The 15,382-nt window shown below is 74.2% G+C and carries 18 protein-coding genes; 9 read left to right on the top strand and 9 right to left on the bottom strand.

Translation table 11 applies throughout. The features are described 5' to 3' along the window. Nucleotides 1–172: 172 nt before the first annotated feature. Nucleotides 173–481 carry a DUF3618 domain-containing protein gene (locus AB0C21_RS13165; RefSeq protein WP_500204226.1) on the top strand — a complete coding sequence of 103 codons (309 nt, stop codon included), beginning with the start codon at nucleotides 173–175 and terminating at the stop codon, nucleotides 479–481. Here AB0C21_RS13165 and AB0C21_RS13170 read toward each other — a convergent pair. From AB0C21_RS13170 to AB0C21_RS13185, 4 genes are all read right to left on the bottom strand, one after another. Continuing rightward, a complete protein-coding gene (locus AB0C21_RS13170) occupies nucleotides 432–770 on the bottom strand; it encodes a zf-HC2 domain-containing protein (RefSeq protein WP_500204227.1) in 339 nt (112 codons plus the stop codon). The two genes, AB0C21_RS13165 and AB0C21_RS13170, sit on opposite strands and share 50 nt — an antisense overlap. A gap of 111 nt (nucleotides 771–881) precedes the next feature. Next, nucleotides 882–1,553: an SIMPL domain-containing protein gene (locus AB0C21_RS13175; RefSeq protein WP_149259469.1), complete on the bottom strand. Its 672-nt coding sequence runs from the start codon at nucleotides 1,551–1,553 to the stop codon at nucleotides 882–884. A gap of 29 nt (nucleotides 1,554–1,582) precedes the next feature. Then, nucleotides 1,583–2,767, bottom strand: coding sequence for an amino acid deaminase/aldolase (locus tag AB0C21_RS13180; protein ID WP_500204535.1), 1,185 nt, complete (start codon nucleotides 2,765–2,767; stop codon nucleotides 1,583–1,585). A gap of 90 nt (nucleotides 2,768–2,857) precedes the next feature. Next, on the bottom strand, nucleotides 2,858–3,802 hold the full coding sequence (locus tag AB0C21_RS13185; RefSeq protein ID WP_500204228.1) for a CE1 family esterase: 945 nt from the start codon (nucleotides 3,800–3,802) through the stop codon (nucleotides 2,858–2,860). A gap of 220 nt (nucleotides 3,803–4,022) precedes the next feature. Here AB0C21_RS13185 and purU point away from each other — a divergent pair, with 220 nt between their 5' ends. From purU to AB0C21_RS13200, 3 genes are all read left to right on the top strand, one after another. Next, complete coding sequence (purU, locus tag AB0C21_RS13190) at nucleotides 4,023–4,883, top strand: formyltetrahydrofolate deformylase (protein ID WP_149259471.1); 861 nt, start codon at nucleotides 4,023–4,025, stop codon at nucleotides 4,881–4,883. Between the two features lie 117 nt (nucleotides 4,884–5,000). Beyond that, nucleotides 5,001–5,615, top strand: a complete 615-nt coding sequence (locus AB0C21_RS13195) for a DUF6286 domain-containing protein (RefSeq protein WP_500204229.1) — start codon at nucleotides 5,001–5,003, stop codon at nucleotides 5,613–5,615. A gap of 41 nt (nucleotides 5,616–5,656) precedes the next feature. Continuing rightward, nucleotides 5,657–6,232: a hypothetical protein gene (locus AB0C21_RS13200; RefSeq protein ID WP_500204230.1), complete on the top strand. Its 576-nt coding sequence runs from the start codon at nucleotides 5,657–5,659 to the stop codon at nucleotides 6,230–6,232. A 198-nt stretch (nucleotides 6,233–6,430) separates the two neighbouring features. Here AB0C21_RS13200 and AB0C21_RS13205 read toward each other — a convergent pair whose 3' ends face one another. After that, on the bottom strand, nucleotides 6,431–7,825 hold the full coding sequence (locus AB0C21_RS13205; protein ID WP_500204231.1) for a cation:dicarboxylate symporter family transporter: 1,395 nt from the start codon (nucleotides 7,823–7,825) through the stop codon (nucleotides 6,431–6,433). Nucleotides 7,826–8,158: 333 nt separating this feature from the next. On the opposite strand from AB0C21_RS13205, the gene AB0C21_RS13210 reads away from it, so the two are divergent. From AB0C21_RS13210 to AB0C21_RS13230, 5 genes are all read left to right on the top strand, one after another. Further along, nucleotides 8,159–9,874 (top strand): sensor histidine kinase, encoded by a 1,716-nt coding sequence (locus tag AB0C21_RS13210; RefSeq protein ID WP_500204232.1) that lies wholly within the window; start codon nucleotides 8,159–8,161, stop codon nucleotides 9,872–9,874. After that, entirely contained in the window at nucleotides 9,871–10,542 is a 672-nt protein-coding gene (locus AB0C21_RS13215) for a response regulator (RefSeq protein ID WP_500204233.1), read from the top strand. Before AB0C21_RS13210 ends, AB0C21_RS13215 begins: the two co-directional genes overlap by 4 nt. Nucleotides 10,543–10,590: 48 nt before the next feature. Beyond that, nucleotides 10,591–10,755, top strand: a complete 165-nt coding sequence (locus AB0C21_RS13220; RefSeq protein ID WP_160160917.1) for a hypothetical protein — start codon at nucleotides 10,591–10,593, stop codon at nucleotides 10,753–10,755. Between the two features lie 445 nt (nucleotides 10,756–11,200). Beyond that, nucleotides 11,201–12,364 (top strand): thiolase family protein, encoded by a 1,164-nt coding sequence (locus tag AB0C21_RS13225; RefSeq protein ID WP_500204234.1) that lies wholly within the window; start codon nucleotides 11,201–11,203, stop codon nucleotides 12,362–12,364. A gap of 40 nt (nucleotides 12,365–12,404) precedes the next feature. Next, on the top strand, nucleotides 12,405–12,848 hold the full coding sequence (locus tag AB0C21_RS13230; RefSeq protein ID WP_149259477.1) for a winged helix-turn-helix transcriptional regulator: 444 nt from the start codon (nucleotides 12,405–12,407) through the stop codon (nucleotides 12,846–12,848). A 27-nt stretch (nucleotides 12,849–12,875) separates the two neighbouring features. Here the strand turns inward: AB0C21_RS13230 and AB0C21_RS13235 are convergent, their stop codons facing one another. From AB0C21_RS13235 to AB0C21_RS13250, 4 genes are read right to left on the bottom strand one after another with little or no spacing between them, the layout of a single operon-like run. After that, nucleotides 12,876–13,496 carry a LysE family translocator gene (locus AB0C21_RS13235; RefSeq protein WP_500204235.1) on the bottom strand — a complete coding sequence of 207 codons (621 nt, stop codon included), beginning with the start codon at nucleotides 13,494–13,496 and terminating at the stop codon, nucleotides 12,876–12,878. Nucleotides 13,497–13,556: 60 nt separating this feature from the next. Beyond that, nucleotides 13,557–13,928, bottom strand: coding sequence for a MerR family transcriptional regulator (locus AB0C21_RS13240; protein WP_500204236.1), 372 nt, complete (start codon nucleotides 13,926–13,928; stop codon nucleotides 13,557–13,559). 54 nt (nucleotides 13,929–13,982) lie between these two features. Then, nucleotides 13,983–14,732 (bottom strand): SDR family NAD(P)-dependent oxidoreductase, encoded by a 750-nt coding sequence (locus AB0C21_RS13245; protein ID WP_500204237.1) that lies wholly within the window; start codon nucleotides 14,730–14,732, stop codon nucleotides 13,983–13,985. A 50-nt stretch (nucleotides 14,733–14,782) separates the two neighbouring features. Continuing rightward, the gene (locus tag AB0C21_RS13250; protein ID WP_500204238.1) at nucleotides 14,783–15,352 is read right to left on the bottom strand and encodes a TetR/AcrR family transcriptional regulator; all 570 of its coding nucleotides are present in this window, start codon (nucleotides 15,350–15,352) and stop codon (nucleotides 14,783–14,785) included. Nucleotides 15,353–15,382: the final 30 nt, after the last annotated feature.

Below are 15,382 nucleotides of genomic sequence, written 5' to 3' on the forward strand. Positions count from 1 at the left end.
CCGCCTTTCGCTCGGATGGTGGCTCCAACGGTACCGGCTGGGGTGCGGCGGGCATCCGCCGGGAAGACCTGCAAGACTGTCCGGATCACGCTCGGCCGAGTCCGTGCGGACCACGCTCGGCTCGGCACGGTTCTCGCCCGCGCGAGTACGCCCGACAGGATAAGGACACGGCATGGCTGACAAGAGCCGCGACCCGGAGGCGCTGGAACGGGAGATAGAGCGCAGCCGCCAGCAACTGGCCCGCGCCGTCGACGAGATCGCCGACAGGGTGAACCCCAAGAACGTCGCGCAGCGGGGCGCGGAGCGGCTGAAGGACGAGGCCGACCACGTCGTCAAGGCCATCGGCGCGATGGTGCGCCCCTCCGACGACGAGGAGGGCGAGGGTGGTCAGCTCGACAAGCGGCTCGTGCTCGCCGGCGTCGGCGCGGCGGTCATCGTGACCGCCCTGGTCCTGCGGCGCCGTAGGCGCAGGCGCCGCTGAGCCCCGTTCTGGAGGCGCCGGTCCGCGGTCCGCGGCCGGCGCTTCCGCGTTTCCCGGCGCCGCCGGGGTGCGGCGGGACGGCGCCCGGGTGCGGCGGGACGGCGCCGCCCCACTGCCGGGCGGAGCGGGCGAGCAGGTCGGCGACGTCGCGGAGCCGGGCGAGCTCGGCGCGGCACGGCGGGCAGCCGCTCAGGTGCGCCGCCAGCGCGTCCGCCTCGGCGCCGGCCAGCCGTCCGATGGCGTAGACGCCGAGGCCGATCCGGTACACCCCGCAGTCCGTTCCTCCCACACCCTGAGTACGGGCGCGGCGCCCCTGTTGTTCAGTGGCAGGGCCGTTCAGTGGCAGGGCCGTTCGGCTGCGGGGCCGTGCGGTGGCGGGGCCGTGCGGTGGCCGGGCGGTTCAGCCGAGGTCGGGGGCGGTCGCGGTGAACCGGGCCTCGACGGTGGCGCGGACGATCTGCGTCTCGGGCTCCAGGTCGATCGGCTCGGGCTCCTCGGCGGCGCCCCCGCCCGCGCGCCCGTAGGCGGCGGCGAGCGCGACGGGCCCGCCGGCGTCCGTGTCGCGGCCGAGCCCCTCGTCCGACAGCTCCACCAGGCCGGTGAGCCGGGCCCCGAGCGCCTCGGCGTAGCCGCGGGCCCGCTCGACGGCCGCGTGCGCCGCCTGCCGGGCGGCCCGCCGGTAGACCTCGCTGTCCTGCCGCAGCTCCCACTCCGGCCCGGTGACGTAGGTGCGCTCCAGGTCGCCGAGCCGCGTGACCAGCTCGCCCAGCACCGCGAAGTCGCTGACCGTGATCTTGATCCAGACGGTGCCGCGGTAGGCGCGGATGTCGCCCTCGCGCCTGCGGTACTTCAGCAGCGGCGTGATCGACAGGCCACCGGTCTCCAGCCTCTCCACGGCCTCGCCGTAGGACTTGACCAGGTCGAGGCACTGCTGGTTGCGCTCGGTGAGGCGGTCGAGGGCCGTGCGCCGGTCGGACTCCTGCGACTCGACGTGCACCGACAGCCGCGCGATCTCCGGCTCGGCCTCCAGCACCGCCTCGCCGCGGACACTGATCATTGGAGCGTCGCTCATCCCCCCAACCTAGACGGTCGGGCGGATCGTCACAGGAACGTGCGGCCCTCGCCCCGGTAGGTGGGGACGGTGCGGACGTGCCGGCCGTCCTCGATGAGGTGCAGGGCGTCGAAGCGCTCGCACAGCTCGCCGGCCTTGGTGTGGCGGAACCAGACGCGGTCGCCGACCGACAGCAGGTCCGCCGCGCGGCCGAGCAGCGGCGTCTGCACCTCGCCCGCCCCCTCGTTGCCGTCGTAGGACAGGCCGGTCGGCAGGTAGGGCTGGGGGAGCCGGACGGTGTCGGCCGGCCCGGACGCGAGGTAGCCGCCGCCGAGGCACGTCACGACGCCCGGCGCGGGACGGCGCACGACCGGCAGCGCGAAGAGCGCGGCGGGGCGCCCGGAGAAGTTGGAGTACTGGTCGAACAGGTGCGGCTGGTAGAGGCCGGAGCCGGCCGCGACCTCGGTGACGGCGCGCTCGGCCGCGGTCGTCTCCACGCTGCCGGTGCCGCCGCCGTTGACGAACTCCAGGTCGGTGAGCTCCCGGACGGCCCGGACGATCGCGGCGCGGCGGCGGGCCAGCTCCGCCCGGGACTGCCGCTGCATGGCGCGGATGACGCGGCCCCGCGCGGGGCGGCCCGGCGGGACGTCCCCGACGCCCGCGATCTGCGACTCGTAGGCCATCAGCCCGACGAGGTCGAGCGAGGGCCGCTTGAGGACGAGCTCGGCGAACGCCCGGACGTCGGCGGCGGTGTGCAGCGGGGAGCGCAGCGCTCCGATCCGCACCCGGCCGCCGAGGGTGCGGAAGGAGGCGTCGATGTCGATGCAGACCCGCACGCGCCGGTCGCCGGCGGCGGACTCGATCAGGTCGAGGTGCTCGGGGGAGTCGACCATCAGCGTGACGGCGCGGGCGGCGCGGGGGTCCTCGGCGAGCGCGGCGATCGCGGTGCGGTCGGCGGTGGGGTAGGCGACGAGGATGTCGTCGCTCACGCCCTCCGCGGCCAGCCAGAGCGCCTCGGGGAGGGTGAACGCCATGATCCCGGCGAACCCGTCCATCGCGAGGACGTCCTCCAGGAGCGCCCGGCAGCGCACCGACTTGCTGGCGACCCGGATCGGCTTGCCCGCGGCGCGGCGGACGAGGTCGGCGGCGTTGGCGTGGAAGGCCGCGAGGTCGACGACGGCGAACGGCGCCTCAAGCCCGGCGGTCGCGGCGTCGTAGCGGTCCCGGAGGTTCATGCTCGTCACGCTGCCACTCTACCGGGCAAATGTGAAAAGGTCTCACGTACGCTTTCGCGTCCTGTCCCGCGGGCCGCGCCGGGTACCGCCTCACCCGCCGGTGCGCGGATGGGAGGCGAAGAAGTCCCACAGCATCGGGCTCGCCTCCTTGGGCCACGCGTGCCGCCCACCATCGATCTTGCAGAAGGTCACCGCGACGCCCTGCCGCCCCTTGCCCGTGCTCTCGCACCGGGTGTCGCCGCTCAGCGCCTTCACCTGCCTGCTCGGCCGAGGCAGCCCCCCGACCTTCCGCCAGAACTCGACCGCGTCCGACACCGGCGGGAACGGGCGCTTGTCGTTGAAGTCGCGGTCCCCGCCGCCGTTGAAGGGCACGTTCCCGTCCGCCGTCCCGTGGAAGATCATCGCAGACACCGGCCGGCCCGGATCGCACTCGGTCACGAGGGCGCCCTCGACCACCCCGATCGCCGCCACCTTGTCCGGCTTCTCGCAGGCCATCCGGTACGCCATCCCGGCGCCGTTGGAGAACCCGGTGACGTAGACGCGCTTCGGGTCGGCCAGCCCGGCGCCGGTGAGCTTGTCGATGAGCTTGCCGAGGAAGCCGACGTCGTCGATGTTCCCGACCTTGGCGGCGCCGCAGCAGTCGCCCGCGTTCCACGTGGTCATGAACCCGTCGGGGTAGGCGACGAGGAAGCCGTGCTCGTCCGAGAGCCTGTCGAACCCGGTCAGGTCCTGCATCTTCGACATGTTGGCCAGCCCGCCGTGCAGGGCGATGACCAGCGCGGGCCGATCGGCCGGCCGGCCGTCCTTCCAGTCGCCGTCGGCGACCTTGGCCGGGACGTGCAGCAGGTACTCGCGGTGCCCGACCGTCCCCACGTCGAGCTTCTGCTTGTGGGTTCCCTCGGACGTCGGGACGCCGTCGACCGTCGCGGGACGGCCGCCCTTCTTCCCGCCCTCGCCGCCCTTCTCACCTGTCTTGTCGGTGCAGCCCGCCAGAGCCAGGGTGACAGCCAGCGCCACGAGCGCGATTCGCCGCATGGGGGCAAAGGTAACCCCAAGGGGAGCCTTCAAACTACTCACCGGTAGACGGGCGTCGCGGGCAAGGCGGCCATCGCGGGCGCCGTCCCGGCGGCGTTCGCCGCGCGCCTCCCGCCCGACCGGCCGGTACGGCGGCGGGACGGGGTGCCGCCGCGTAAGCTCGGCAGCGACCTGACCGTCCTGAGCTGGCGCTTCCCGCGCCGAGGCAAGAGTGAGACCCGTGAACGAAGCCGCGAACGAGTACGTGCTGACCCTGTCCTGCCCCGACCGTCCCGGCATCGTGGCCGCCGTCTCGGGGCTGCTGGCCGAGCGCGGGTGCAACATCGTCGAGAGCCAGCAGTTCGGCGACGGCGGGTCCGGGACCTTCTTCATGCGGGTGCAGTTCGCGGCGCTCGACGACACCGACCCCGACGAGCTGCGCGGCGCGTTCGCCTCCCTGGTGCCCGAACTCGGGCTGGAGTGGCGGCTGCACCCGCTGGCCGAGCGCCCGCGCGTGCTGATCATGGTGTCGAAGGGCGGGCACTGCCTGAACGACCTGCTGTACCGGACGCGCTCCGGGCTGCTCGACATCGACATCGTCGCGGTCGCGTCCAACCACCCCGACCTGCGGCCGCTCACCCAGTCGTACGGGATCGACTACCACCACCTGCCGGTCGGGCCGGGCGGCAAGCCCGCGCAGGAGGCCGAGATCCTGACGCTGGTCGAGCACTACCGCGCCGACCTCGTCGTCCTCGCCCGGTACATGCAGATCCTGTCCGACGACTTCTGCGCCAAGCTGCCCGGCGCGATCATCAACATCCACCACTCGTTCCTGCCGAGCTTCAAGGGCGCCCGCCCCTACCACCAGGCGCACGCGCGCGGCGTCAAGCTGATCGGCGCGACCGCGCACTACGTCACCGCCGACCTGGACGAGGGGCCGATCATCGAGCAGGAGGTCGCGCGCGTCGACCACACCCACAGCCCCGAGGAACTGGTCGCCGTGGGCCGCGACGTGGAGTGCCTCGCGCTCGCCCGCGCGGTGCGCTGGCACGCCGAGCACCGCGTGCTGCTCAACGGCGACCGCACGGTCGTCTTCCGCTGACCTGCGCTTTTCCGGCCGGCGAACGCGTGAGATGTCGGCATGGCGTGTTTCACTCCGCGTAACTTTCGCGCACCATGGGTGACGAAGTCGGACGTGCCGACGGCTACGGGGGTGGCTATGGCCGAGACGCTGGTCAAGGAGCTGATCGAGGAGGCGCAGGGCAGGCGGCTGGCGCGCCGGCTCGCCGTCCGGGAGCTGCGCGCCCGCCGCGCGCTCGCCGGGTTCGCCGCTGCGCTGCTGGTGACCGGGTTCGGCGGGGTGGCCGCCATCGAGCTGATGGCCGGCGCGCTCGGCTCGGGCGTCCATCCGGTGCCGGGCGTCGCCCCGGTCGTGGAAATGCTGCGGCGCCACTCGTGGAACGACCGCGACGTCCTGGCGACGTCGGGGGCGGTGGCCGCCCTCGGCGCGGCGTTCCTGGTGGCCGCGCTGCCCGGACGGCTGCGCGGCGTGCCGCTCGCGGGCGCCGATCCGCGGCTCGCGGGCGTCATCGGCAGGGCCGCGCTGCGCCGGATGCTCGCCGCGGCGGCGCTGGAGGTGCCCGGCATCGAGCGCGCCCGCGTCCGGGGCCTCGGGGTCTTCCGCCGGGGGATCCTCGTGCGGGCCGCCACCCACTACCGCAACCCGGCGAACCTCGCCGACCTCGTCCACGAGGCGGTCGACGCGCGCCTGGACCGGATCGAGCCGATGCACCGGCCGCCGGTCGACGTGCGGCTCGGCTGGCGGAAGGACTGACGGTGCGGGAAAGACGGACGGTGCTGGCAGGAGGACTGACGATGAGGATCGCGATCGCGGTGACCGGGGCGGTGCTGCTGCTGGCGGGCGCGTCCGGACTCGCCCTCGGGCTCGGCGCGTTCGACGCGTTCGGTGCCCTGTCGGAGCGCCCGCTGCTCGACCCCGCGCTGGCGCGGTTCACGGAGGACACCGCCTGGTTCCTGCCCGCCGCGGCGGGGGCCGCCGAGGTGCTGGCGCTCGTCGGCCAGGTGTGGCTTGTCGTCCAGGGGCGCGCCGTGGTCCACCAGTGGTTCCCCGACCTCGACGCCGAGACCCGGTCCCGGGCCCGCGCCGCCGCCGACTCCCTGAACCGGGACGCGCGCGGCCTGCCCGGCGTCCACGGCGCCCGCGCCCGCCTCACCGGGACGGCCGACCGGCCGCGCCTCCGGCTGAAGGTGGCCTGCGAGGGCGACGCCCTCGTGAGCGAGGTCTACGGGGAACTCGGCGCGGGTCCCGTCGAGCGGTACCGCCGCGCGGTCGGCATGCCCGACCTTCCGGTGGTGATCCGCTTCCGGCCGTCGGTCGAGCGCCCGCGCAGGCGCCTGCGCCGCCGCCGTCCGCAGCCCGAGTCCGCGTGAACGGCCGCCCGGTGCCGGAGCGGGGCTGTGTTCACACAGTCCCGGCCCACTTCGCTCGCCTGGCGGCTCGCTACGTGACCGGGCCTGGGCGAACGCGGCATCGCTTCGCGATCTGGCCGGTGCCGCTCGCCTCCGGCGTCGCGGCACCGGCCAGGTCACGCGTTCGCGCGCGTGGCCGAGGCCACTTCGAGACAGGGTCTAGGCGGGTGCGGCGCCGGTCGCGGGGACCGGCTCCTTCCGCGTGCCGGACGGTTCGGCGGCGGGGCCGTGGTCGTCGAGCAGGGTGTCCTCGTTGAACGGGTCCTCCCCGGCGAGGACGCGCCGGGCCCGCTCCGCGTCGAACTCCTTCGTACACGTGCCGATCACCACGGTGGCGACCGCGTTGCCCGCGAAGTTCGTCAGCGCGCGGGCCTCGGACATGAACCGGTCGATGCCGACGATGAAGCCCACCCCGTCCACCAGCGCGGGCTTGTGCGACTGGAGGCCGCCCGCGAGGGTGGCGAGGCCCGCGCCGGTGACGCCCGCCGCGCCCTTCGAGGCGACGATCATGAAGAGCAGCAGCGGGATCTGCGCGCCCACCGACAGGGGCTGGTCCTGCGCGGACGCGATGAACAGCGTCGCCATCGTCAGGTAGATCGCGGTGCCGTCCAGGTTGAAGGAGTACCCGGTCGGCACGGTGATGCCGACGACCGGGCGGCTCACCCCGAGGTGCTCCATCTTCGCGATCAGCCGCGGCAGCGCCGACTCCGACGACGACGTCGACAGGATCAGCAGGAACTCGCGGGCCAGGTAGCGCAGCAGGGCGAACACGCTGATCCGGCTGACCGCCCACAGCACCGCGCCGAGCACCGCGAACACGAACACCGCGCACGTGGCGTAGAAGCCCAGCATGATCACCGCGAGGCTCTTGAGCGCGTCCCAGCCGCTCGACCCGACCACCGCGGCGATCGCGCCGAACGCCCCCACCGGCGCCGCCCACATGATCATCCAGAGGACGCGGAACACGAGCCGCTGCAGGTGCTCGATGCCCCGCAGGATCGGCGCGCCCGCCGGCCCGAGGCCCTGGAGCGCGAACCCGGTGAGCATCGCGACCAGCAGCGCCTGGAGCACCTGCCCCTCCGTCAGCGCCGACACCAGCGTGTCCGGGATGATCCCGAGCAGGAAGTCGGTGGTGCTCTCGCCGCCCTTGGCCTGCGACTTCGCCTCGGCGACCGAGGACGGATCGAGGTGCAGCCCGGAGCCGGGGTGCAGCAGGTTCCCGACGATGAGCCCGATGGTCAGGGCCAGCGTCGACATCACCAGGAAGTAGCCGATGGTGACCAGGCCGATCCTGCCGACCTCGGCCGCCCGGGCGACCGAGCCGATGCCGAGCACGATCGTGCAGAAGATGATCGGCGCGATCATCATCTTGATCAGGTTGACGAACGCGGTGCCGATCGGCTTCAGCTCCTGCGCGAAGTCCGGCGCGACCAGCCCCACGACCGCGCCCGCCACGACGGCGGCGACGACGGCGAGGTACAGGTAGTGGACGCGGTTCTGCTTCCGGCCGGCGGGTGCGGGGGCAGGGGAGGGCTCGGTGGCGGGTGGGGACACGGTGGATCTCCTCGGCTCAGGACCCCGGCCTCGGTGCGAGGGGCGGCGCCCGCCCGGTGGGAGCTCCGGGCGGGCGACCGCCCCGCGGCGGCGCCCATCCTCCGGCGGGAGCCGGAGCATGCACACCATGGGCGCCGCTCTGGAGGGGAGCTCGCAGGTCAGGCAGGGGGTGGGGGTCTGTCCACAGGCGACTATGCGCGGTTCTGTGACGGCGGTCACCCTTGTGTACATTTCGTTCACGACAAGGTGCGATGCGGTGACGCCGAGGCGTGATGGGCCGCGGTGTGATGGGCCGCGGTGTGATGGGCCGCGGTGTGATGGAGAGGGGGCGGGGTGCGGCCTCGATGGGCGGCGCCGGGCCGCTGGAGCCTGGCCCGGCAGCTGCTGGTGCTCCAGGCGGCGATCGTCGGGCTGCTCGTGGCGGCCGGCGCGGCGCTGGCCTTCATGGACTCCGGCCGCGCCGTCGACGACAGCGCGACGCAGACGGTCTCGGCCGTCGCGGCGACCATCGCCGACGCCCCGACCGTCCGGGCGGCGCTCGCCGACCCCGCTCCGAGCCGGCTCCTGCAGCCGTACGCCGAGCGCGTCCGGCACGACACCGGCGTGGACTTCATCACGATCATGAGCCCGGCCGGGATCCGCTACACGCACCCGAACCCGTCCCGCATCGGCGGGACGTTCGTCGGCAACACCGCCCCCGCGCTCGCCGGCCGGACGTTCACCGAGACCTACACCGGCACGCTCGGGCCGTCCGTCCGGACCGTCGCGCCCGTCTTCGACAACGACCACCGGGTGGTGGCGCTGGTCGCGGTCGGTATCACGGTCAAGGCGATCTCGGCCGAACTCCGCCAGCGGCTGCTGGCCCTCGGCGCCGTCGCCGCGGCCGTCCTCGCGGTGGGGATGGCCGGGAGCTACCTCGTCTCCGCCCGCCTCCGGCGCCAGACGCGCGGCGTCGCCCCGGACGAGCTGCGCGGCATGTTCGAGTACTACGAGGCCATCCTGCACGCCGTCCGCGAGGGCCTGCTCATCCTCGACCGCGCGGGCCGCATCGTCCTCTGCAACGACGCCGCACGAGACCTCCTGGACCTGGATCGTGAGCCGCCCCCGCATGCCGCGGAACACGGGACCGGCGCGCCGCCCGCGCCGGTCGTGGGGGAGCTGCGGGGGCGGGACGTCGCGGAGCTGGGGCTCCCGGACGAGCTCGTGGCCACCCTGGTCTCCGGGGAGCCGCGCTCTGACGAGATCCACGTGGGCGACACGCGGGTCCTCGTGGTGAACACCTCGCCCGTCCGGTCGCGGGACCGGGCGATGGGCAACGTCGTCACCCTGCGGGACCACACCGAGCTGCAGGCGCTGACGGGCGAGCTGGACACGGTGCGCGGGTTCGCCGAGTCGCTGCGCTCGCAGGCGCACGAGGCCGCCAACCGCCTGCACACGGTGGTGTCCCTGGTGGAGCTGGGCCGCCCCGACCAGGCCGTGGAGTTCGCGACCGCCGACCTGGCGAGCGCGCAGCGGCTGACCGACCGGGTCGTCGGCTCGGTCGGCGAGCCGGTGCTGGCCGCGCTGCTGCTCGGCAAGTCCGCCGAGGCGGGCGAGCGCGGCGTCGAGCTCGTGATCGGCGAGGACACCGCGATCGAGGGGGCGGTGGAGCCGCGCGACCTGGTCACGATCCTCGGCAACCTGATCGACAACGCGGTCGACGCCGCCGTCGAGGGCGCCGCCGACCGGCCGCCGCGCGTCGGCGTCGGCGTCCGCGAGGAGGACGGGGTGCTCGTCCTGGAGGTGTCCGACAGCGGGCCGGGCGTGGACCCGTCCGCGGTGCCCGCGATGTTCCGGCGCGGCTGGACGACGAAGACGTCCGGCGGCCCGGTCGGGCACGGACTCGGCCTCGCCCTGGTCGGCCAGGCCGTCCGCCGCAACGGCGGCGACATCCGGGTGAGGGCCGCCGCCCCCGGCCACGGGGCCGTGTTCACCGTCCGGCTGCCGCTCCATGGGAGAGTCCTTCCGGAGCAGGCGGCCGGGGCCCGGCCGGGGGGCGGTGAACAGTGATCAGAGTGCTGGTGGTCGAGGACGACCCGGTGGCCGCGGAGGCGCACCGGACCTATGTCGAGCGGGTCGCCGGGTTCACCGTCGCCGGGGTCGTGCACTCGGGCGCGGACGCGCTGCGGTTCTTCGAGCGCACGCAGGTCGACGTCGTCCTCCTGGACTTCTACCTGCCCGACACGCACGGCCTCACCGTCTGCCGCGCGCTGCGCGCCGGCGGGCGGGACGTGGACGTCATCGCCGTGACCTCCGCGCGCGACCTCGCGGTGGTCCGCACCGCCGTGGCGGTCGGGATCGTCCAGTACCTGCTGAAGCCGTTCACGTTCGCGTCGCTGCGCGACAAGCTCGTCCGGTACGCGCGGTTCCGGGAGCAGGCGGTCGGCGCGGGGGAGGTCAGCGGGCAGGCCGACGTGGACGGGATGCTCGCCACCCTGCGCACCCCCGATCACCACGCGCTGCCCAAGGGGATGAGCGGGGAGACGCTCCAGGCCGTGACCGACGTGCTGGCGTCCGCCGCGGAGGGCCTGTCCGCCGCCGCTGCCGCCGACCTCACCGGCGTCTCCCGGGTCACCGCGCGCCGGTACCTGGAGTACCTGGCGGAGAACGGGCTGGCCGACCGCCGTCCCCACTACGGTCAGGTCGGTCGCCCCGAGGTGCGCTTCTATCCCCTGTAGACGGGGTACCTATGAGGGGACAGTTGGAACGACATCGGGGGAGTTGTCGTGAACGACAAGCCTGGCAGGCCCGGTAAGCCCACGGGCAAGGCGGAGACCGAACCGGAGCGCGAGAAGAGGCCGCGCCGCGCCGAGGAGGCCACCACGGGCAAGGGGCCGAAGCGCAAACCGGGCGATGCCGCGCGCAAGATGCGGGAGATGTACAAGGGCTAGCGAAGTGCCCCGTGAGGTTGGGGGATGCGGCCCGCGGGATGTGCCGGGGCTGGACGGTCACGTCCCGGACGGCGGCTCCGATGCTTGACGACACCTTGGCCGCCCATTTGGGGGCTATGTCGACTTGCCGGGCTAACGTCCGAAGTGAACGTGATGTCGAGGAGATCGAGGAGGCGCGCTTGTCCGAACGACGGTACTCGGGCGGCTCCGGCGAGGGACTCTTCGACGCATGGAGGGTACGGACGGACCACGGCATGGGCCCCTCCCGCTGAGCGGCCCGACGGCCCGGGGGCTGCGGTACGCCGCAGTCCCCGGGTTCTTTTCTGCGTACTCGTGCCGTCTGCTTAGTTGTGTAATCCAACTCACGGCCGCGGTGGATTGTGCCCGGCCGCCCGCCGAGCCGATACTCGCGGGTGAGTTGGAAAACACAACGGAGGTGGGGATCATGCGGGACGCGGTGATCGTGGAGGCCGTGCGCACTCCGCTGGGCAAGGGCAAGGCGAACGGGGCCCTGCACGGCGAGCACCCGGCCGACCTGCTGGCGCGGACGCTGAGGTCGCTCGTCGAGCGGGCGGGCATCGACCCGGCGACCGTGGACGACGTCATCGGCGGCGTCGTCACCCAGGCGGGCGACCAGGCGCTCAACCTCACCCGGACCGCGGTCCTGGCCGCGGGGTTCCCCGAGAGCGTCCCCGCCATGACGGTCGACCGGCAGTGCGGCTCGTCCCAGCAGGCCCTGCACATCGCGGCGCAGGGCGTGCAGAGCGGCGCCTACGACATCGCCATCGCGTGCGGGGTCGAGTCGATGTCGCGGGTGCCGATGGGGTCGAGCGTCCTGCCGGGCAGCGACCCGTTCGGGCCGGGGCTCCACGCGCGCTACCCGGACGGGCTCGTCGGCCAGGGCATCAGCGCCGAACTGATCGCCGCCCGCTGGAACCTGTCGCGGGAGGAGCTCGACGCCTACGCCTACGAGTCCCACCGCCGCGCCGCCGAGGCGTGGAAGAACGGCGAGTTCGACCGGGAGGTCGCCTGGACGGGTCAGCGGGACGAGACCGTCCGCCCGGGGACGTCGCCGGAGGTCCTCGCCGGCCTGAAGCCCGCCTACTACGACGAGCGCATGGCCGAGCGGTTCCCCGAGATCGCCTGGAAGATCACCGCCGGCAACGCCTCGCCGGTCAACGACGGCGCCGCCGCCGTCCTGGTCATGGGCGCCGACGTCGCCGAGCGCCTCGGCCTGCGCCCGCGCGCCCGCTTCCACGCGTTCGCCGTGACCGGCGACGACCCCCTGCTCATGCTCACCGCGATCATCCCCGCGACCGCGAAGGTGCTGGAGCGCGGCGGCCTCACGCTGGACGACATCGACCTGTTCGAGGTGAACGAGGCGTTCGCCCCCGTCGTGCTCGCGTGGGCCCGCGAGACCGGCGCCGACCTGGCGCGCGTCAACGTGCGCGGCGGCGCGATCGCGATCGGCCACCCGCTCGGCGCGAGCGGCGCCCGCCTCATGACGACGCTGCTGCACGCCCTGGAGGACCGCGGCGGCCGGTTCGGCCTGCAGACGATGTGCGAGGCGGGCGGCCTGGCCAACGCCACCGTCGTCGAGCGGCTCTGACGGGGCGGGGCGCCCGGACCCGGCGGCTAGGCTTCCCGGTATGCCGAAGGACGCCGACCCGCGCGAGTGCTCCATCGCCGACACCCTGGACCTGGTCGGCGAGCGCTGGAGCCTGCTGGCGATCCGGGAGCTGAGCTACGGGGTGCGGCGCTTCGACCAGATCGTCCGCAACACCGGCGCGTCCCGCGACATCCTCACCTCCCGCCTCCGCAAGCTGGAGGCGAACGGCATCGTCCGCCGCGAGCGCTACAGCGACCATCCGGTGCGCCACGAGTACCACCTCACGCCCGCCGGCTGGGAGCTGTGCGACGTCCTGCTCGTGCTGATGGCCTGGGGCGACCGGCACCTGCACCCGGACGACCCGCCGGTCAGCTGGCGGCACTCGTGCGGCGAGACGGTCACCCCCGTGGTCGTCTGCCGCCACTGCGGCACCGAGGCCCGCCGGGGCGCCCACTCGCCCACCGGCCGGGGCGCCCGCGCCTGACCCGCCGTCCGTCCGCCGGACGGCGCGTCAGCGCTCCGCGGCCAGGCGGACGCCCAGGCCGATGAAGAGGGCCCCGACCGTGGCGTTGAGCCTGCGGCGGGCGGTGTGCCGGCGGCGCAGCCAGTCCCCGATGCGTCCCGCGAGGACGCCGACCGTGCCGTCCACGAGGAACTCCAGCGCGATCAGGACGGCGCCGAGGATCGCGAACTGCGCCCACACGTGCCCGAGCGCGGGGTCGATGAACTGGGGCAGGAACGCGATGGTGAAGGTGACCATCTTCGGGTTCAGCAGATTGGTCAGCAGCCCGTTGAGGTAGGCCCGCCGCCCCGAGACCCCGGCCGGTTCCACGTCCACGTCCCTGCGGTGCCGCAGGGTCTGGACGCCCAGGTAGATCAGGTAGGCGGCCCCGGCGACCCGGACCACCGTGAACGCGACCGGCACCGCCGCGAAGAGCGCGGCCAGCCCGGCCGCGGCCACGGCGACGTGCACGGCCTCGCTCGTCGCGACCCCCGCCGTGGCGAGCAGCCCCGCCCGCGGCCCGCCCCGCATGCCGCATCCGAGGATGAACAGCATGTCGGGGCCGGGGATCACCATGGCGATGATCGAGGTCACGAGGAACACGGCGAGCAGATGCGAGTCGACCGGCATACCGCGATCATCACACGCCCCCGGAGCGAGCGGAACCGGATTGTCCGCCGCGGGTGCGCGTCAGCGGGCGGGCGCGGGGCGTCGCCCGGTCGCCCGGGCCAGGGCGGTCGCGAGGCGGTCGCGGGCCTCGGTCTGGGCGGCGAGGCGCGCGTCGAGGACGGCGAGGCGTTCCATGGCGATCCGGAGGCCCCGCTCGGACGGGGGCGAGGCCGCCACGTCGCCGTCCAGGCAGACCGAGAACGCGCGCACGTCGTCGAGGGTGAGGCCGACGGCGAGCAGCTCCCGGATGTTGCGGACCCGCACGGCCGCGCCCTCGTCGTAGACCCGGTAGCCGTTGCCCGCCCGGCGGGACGTGATCAGACCCGCCTCCTCGTAGTGCCGCAGCGCGCGCGGCGTCGTCCCGGTGATCCGCGCCAGCTCGCCGATCCGCACCGTCACCACCTCCGGCCCCAGTCCTACCAGGCGCCGGGGGCGCCCGCCGCCGGCTCAGCCGATCACGGCGCCGCCGTCCACCGCGAACACGACGCCGGTGACGAACGAGGCGCCCGGCGAGGCCAGCCTCGTGATCGCCCACGCGACCTCCTCGGGACGGCCGACGCGTCCGAGCGGGGTGTGCTCGATCTGCCACTGCCGCAGCGCGGCCAGGCGCTCGGCCGACAGCCCCTGGTGCGCGCCGATCGGCGTGGCGACCGCCCCCGGCGCCACGGCGGCCACCCGGATCCCGCGCGGCGCGAGCTCCAGCGCCCAGCTGCGCGTGAGCGTCTCCAGCGCCGACTTCGTCGCGGCGTAGAAGGCGTTGCCCGGCCAGCCCCGCTGCCCGATCGACGTGCTGACGTTGACGACCACTCCGCCGCCGTCCAGCGCCGGCAGCGCCGCCTGGGTCAGCAGCACGGGCGCGACCAGGTTCGTCGCGAGCTGCGGCGCGATCGTCTCCGGGCTGATGGCCTCCAGCGTCCCGCTCCGGACGATCGCCGCGTTGTTGACCAGCACGTCCAGCCGCCCGTGCGCGTCCGTCACCCTGCGGACGATCTCCTCGGCGGCGCCCTCGCCGGTGATGTCGGCGGCGAGCGGCTCGATGCCGGGATGCCCCTGCGCGGTCTCGGCCAGCGGCTCGGTCCGCCGCCCCACGGCCACCACCCGCGCACCCTCGGCGGCGAACATGCGCGCCGTGGCGCGTCCGATCCCGGTCCCGGCCCCAGTGACCAGGACGACCCTGTCCTGCGAGTTCGTCTCCATGCCCCCACCCTGGAACCCTGCCGCCAACGGCAAGGTCAACCCCGGCGGAGCTATCGGACCCCGGCCAGGAGGAGTCGGGCGCCGGTCCGGGCGCGGGCGGCGGCGGTGGGGTCGCCGTGGACGCCGGCGACGACGATCGCGCCCTCGGCGAGCAGGTAGACGGCCTCGGCGGCCGGCGCGGCGACGGGGGAGACCAGGGCGACGACCTGCTCGTGGAACGCCCGCTTGTGGGCCCGGGCCGCGTCCGCGATCGCCGGTGACGACGAGCCGAGCTCCCCGTGGGCGTTGACCCACGCGCAGCCGCGGAAGCCTGGCTCGGCGAACCACTCCCCGAGCCAGTCGAACAGGGCGAGGACCCGCTCTCGGGGGTCGGGCACCGCGTCCAGGTGCGCGGCCAGACTGCCTCGCCAGCGGCGGTCGCGGCGGTCCAGCATCGCCACGACCAGGGCCTCCTTCGTGGGGAAGAGCCGGTAGATGCGCTTGAGGGGCAGGCCGACCGCCGTGCGCAGCTCGTCCATGCCCACCGCCTGGACGCCCTGCCGGTAGAAGAGTCGCTCCGCGACGTCCAGCAGCGCCTCGCGGTCGCGCTCCTGCTGCTCCTCGGTGATCGCGGCCGGCATCGGCGCTCCTGGCTTGACGTTGAGAACGGT

This window comes from Spirillospora sp. NPDC049024 (assembly GCF_040649235.1).
Classification (GTDB): Bacteria; Actinomycetota; Actinomycetes; order Streptosporangiales; family Streptosporangiaceae; genus Spirillospora.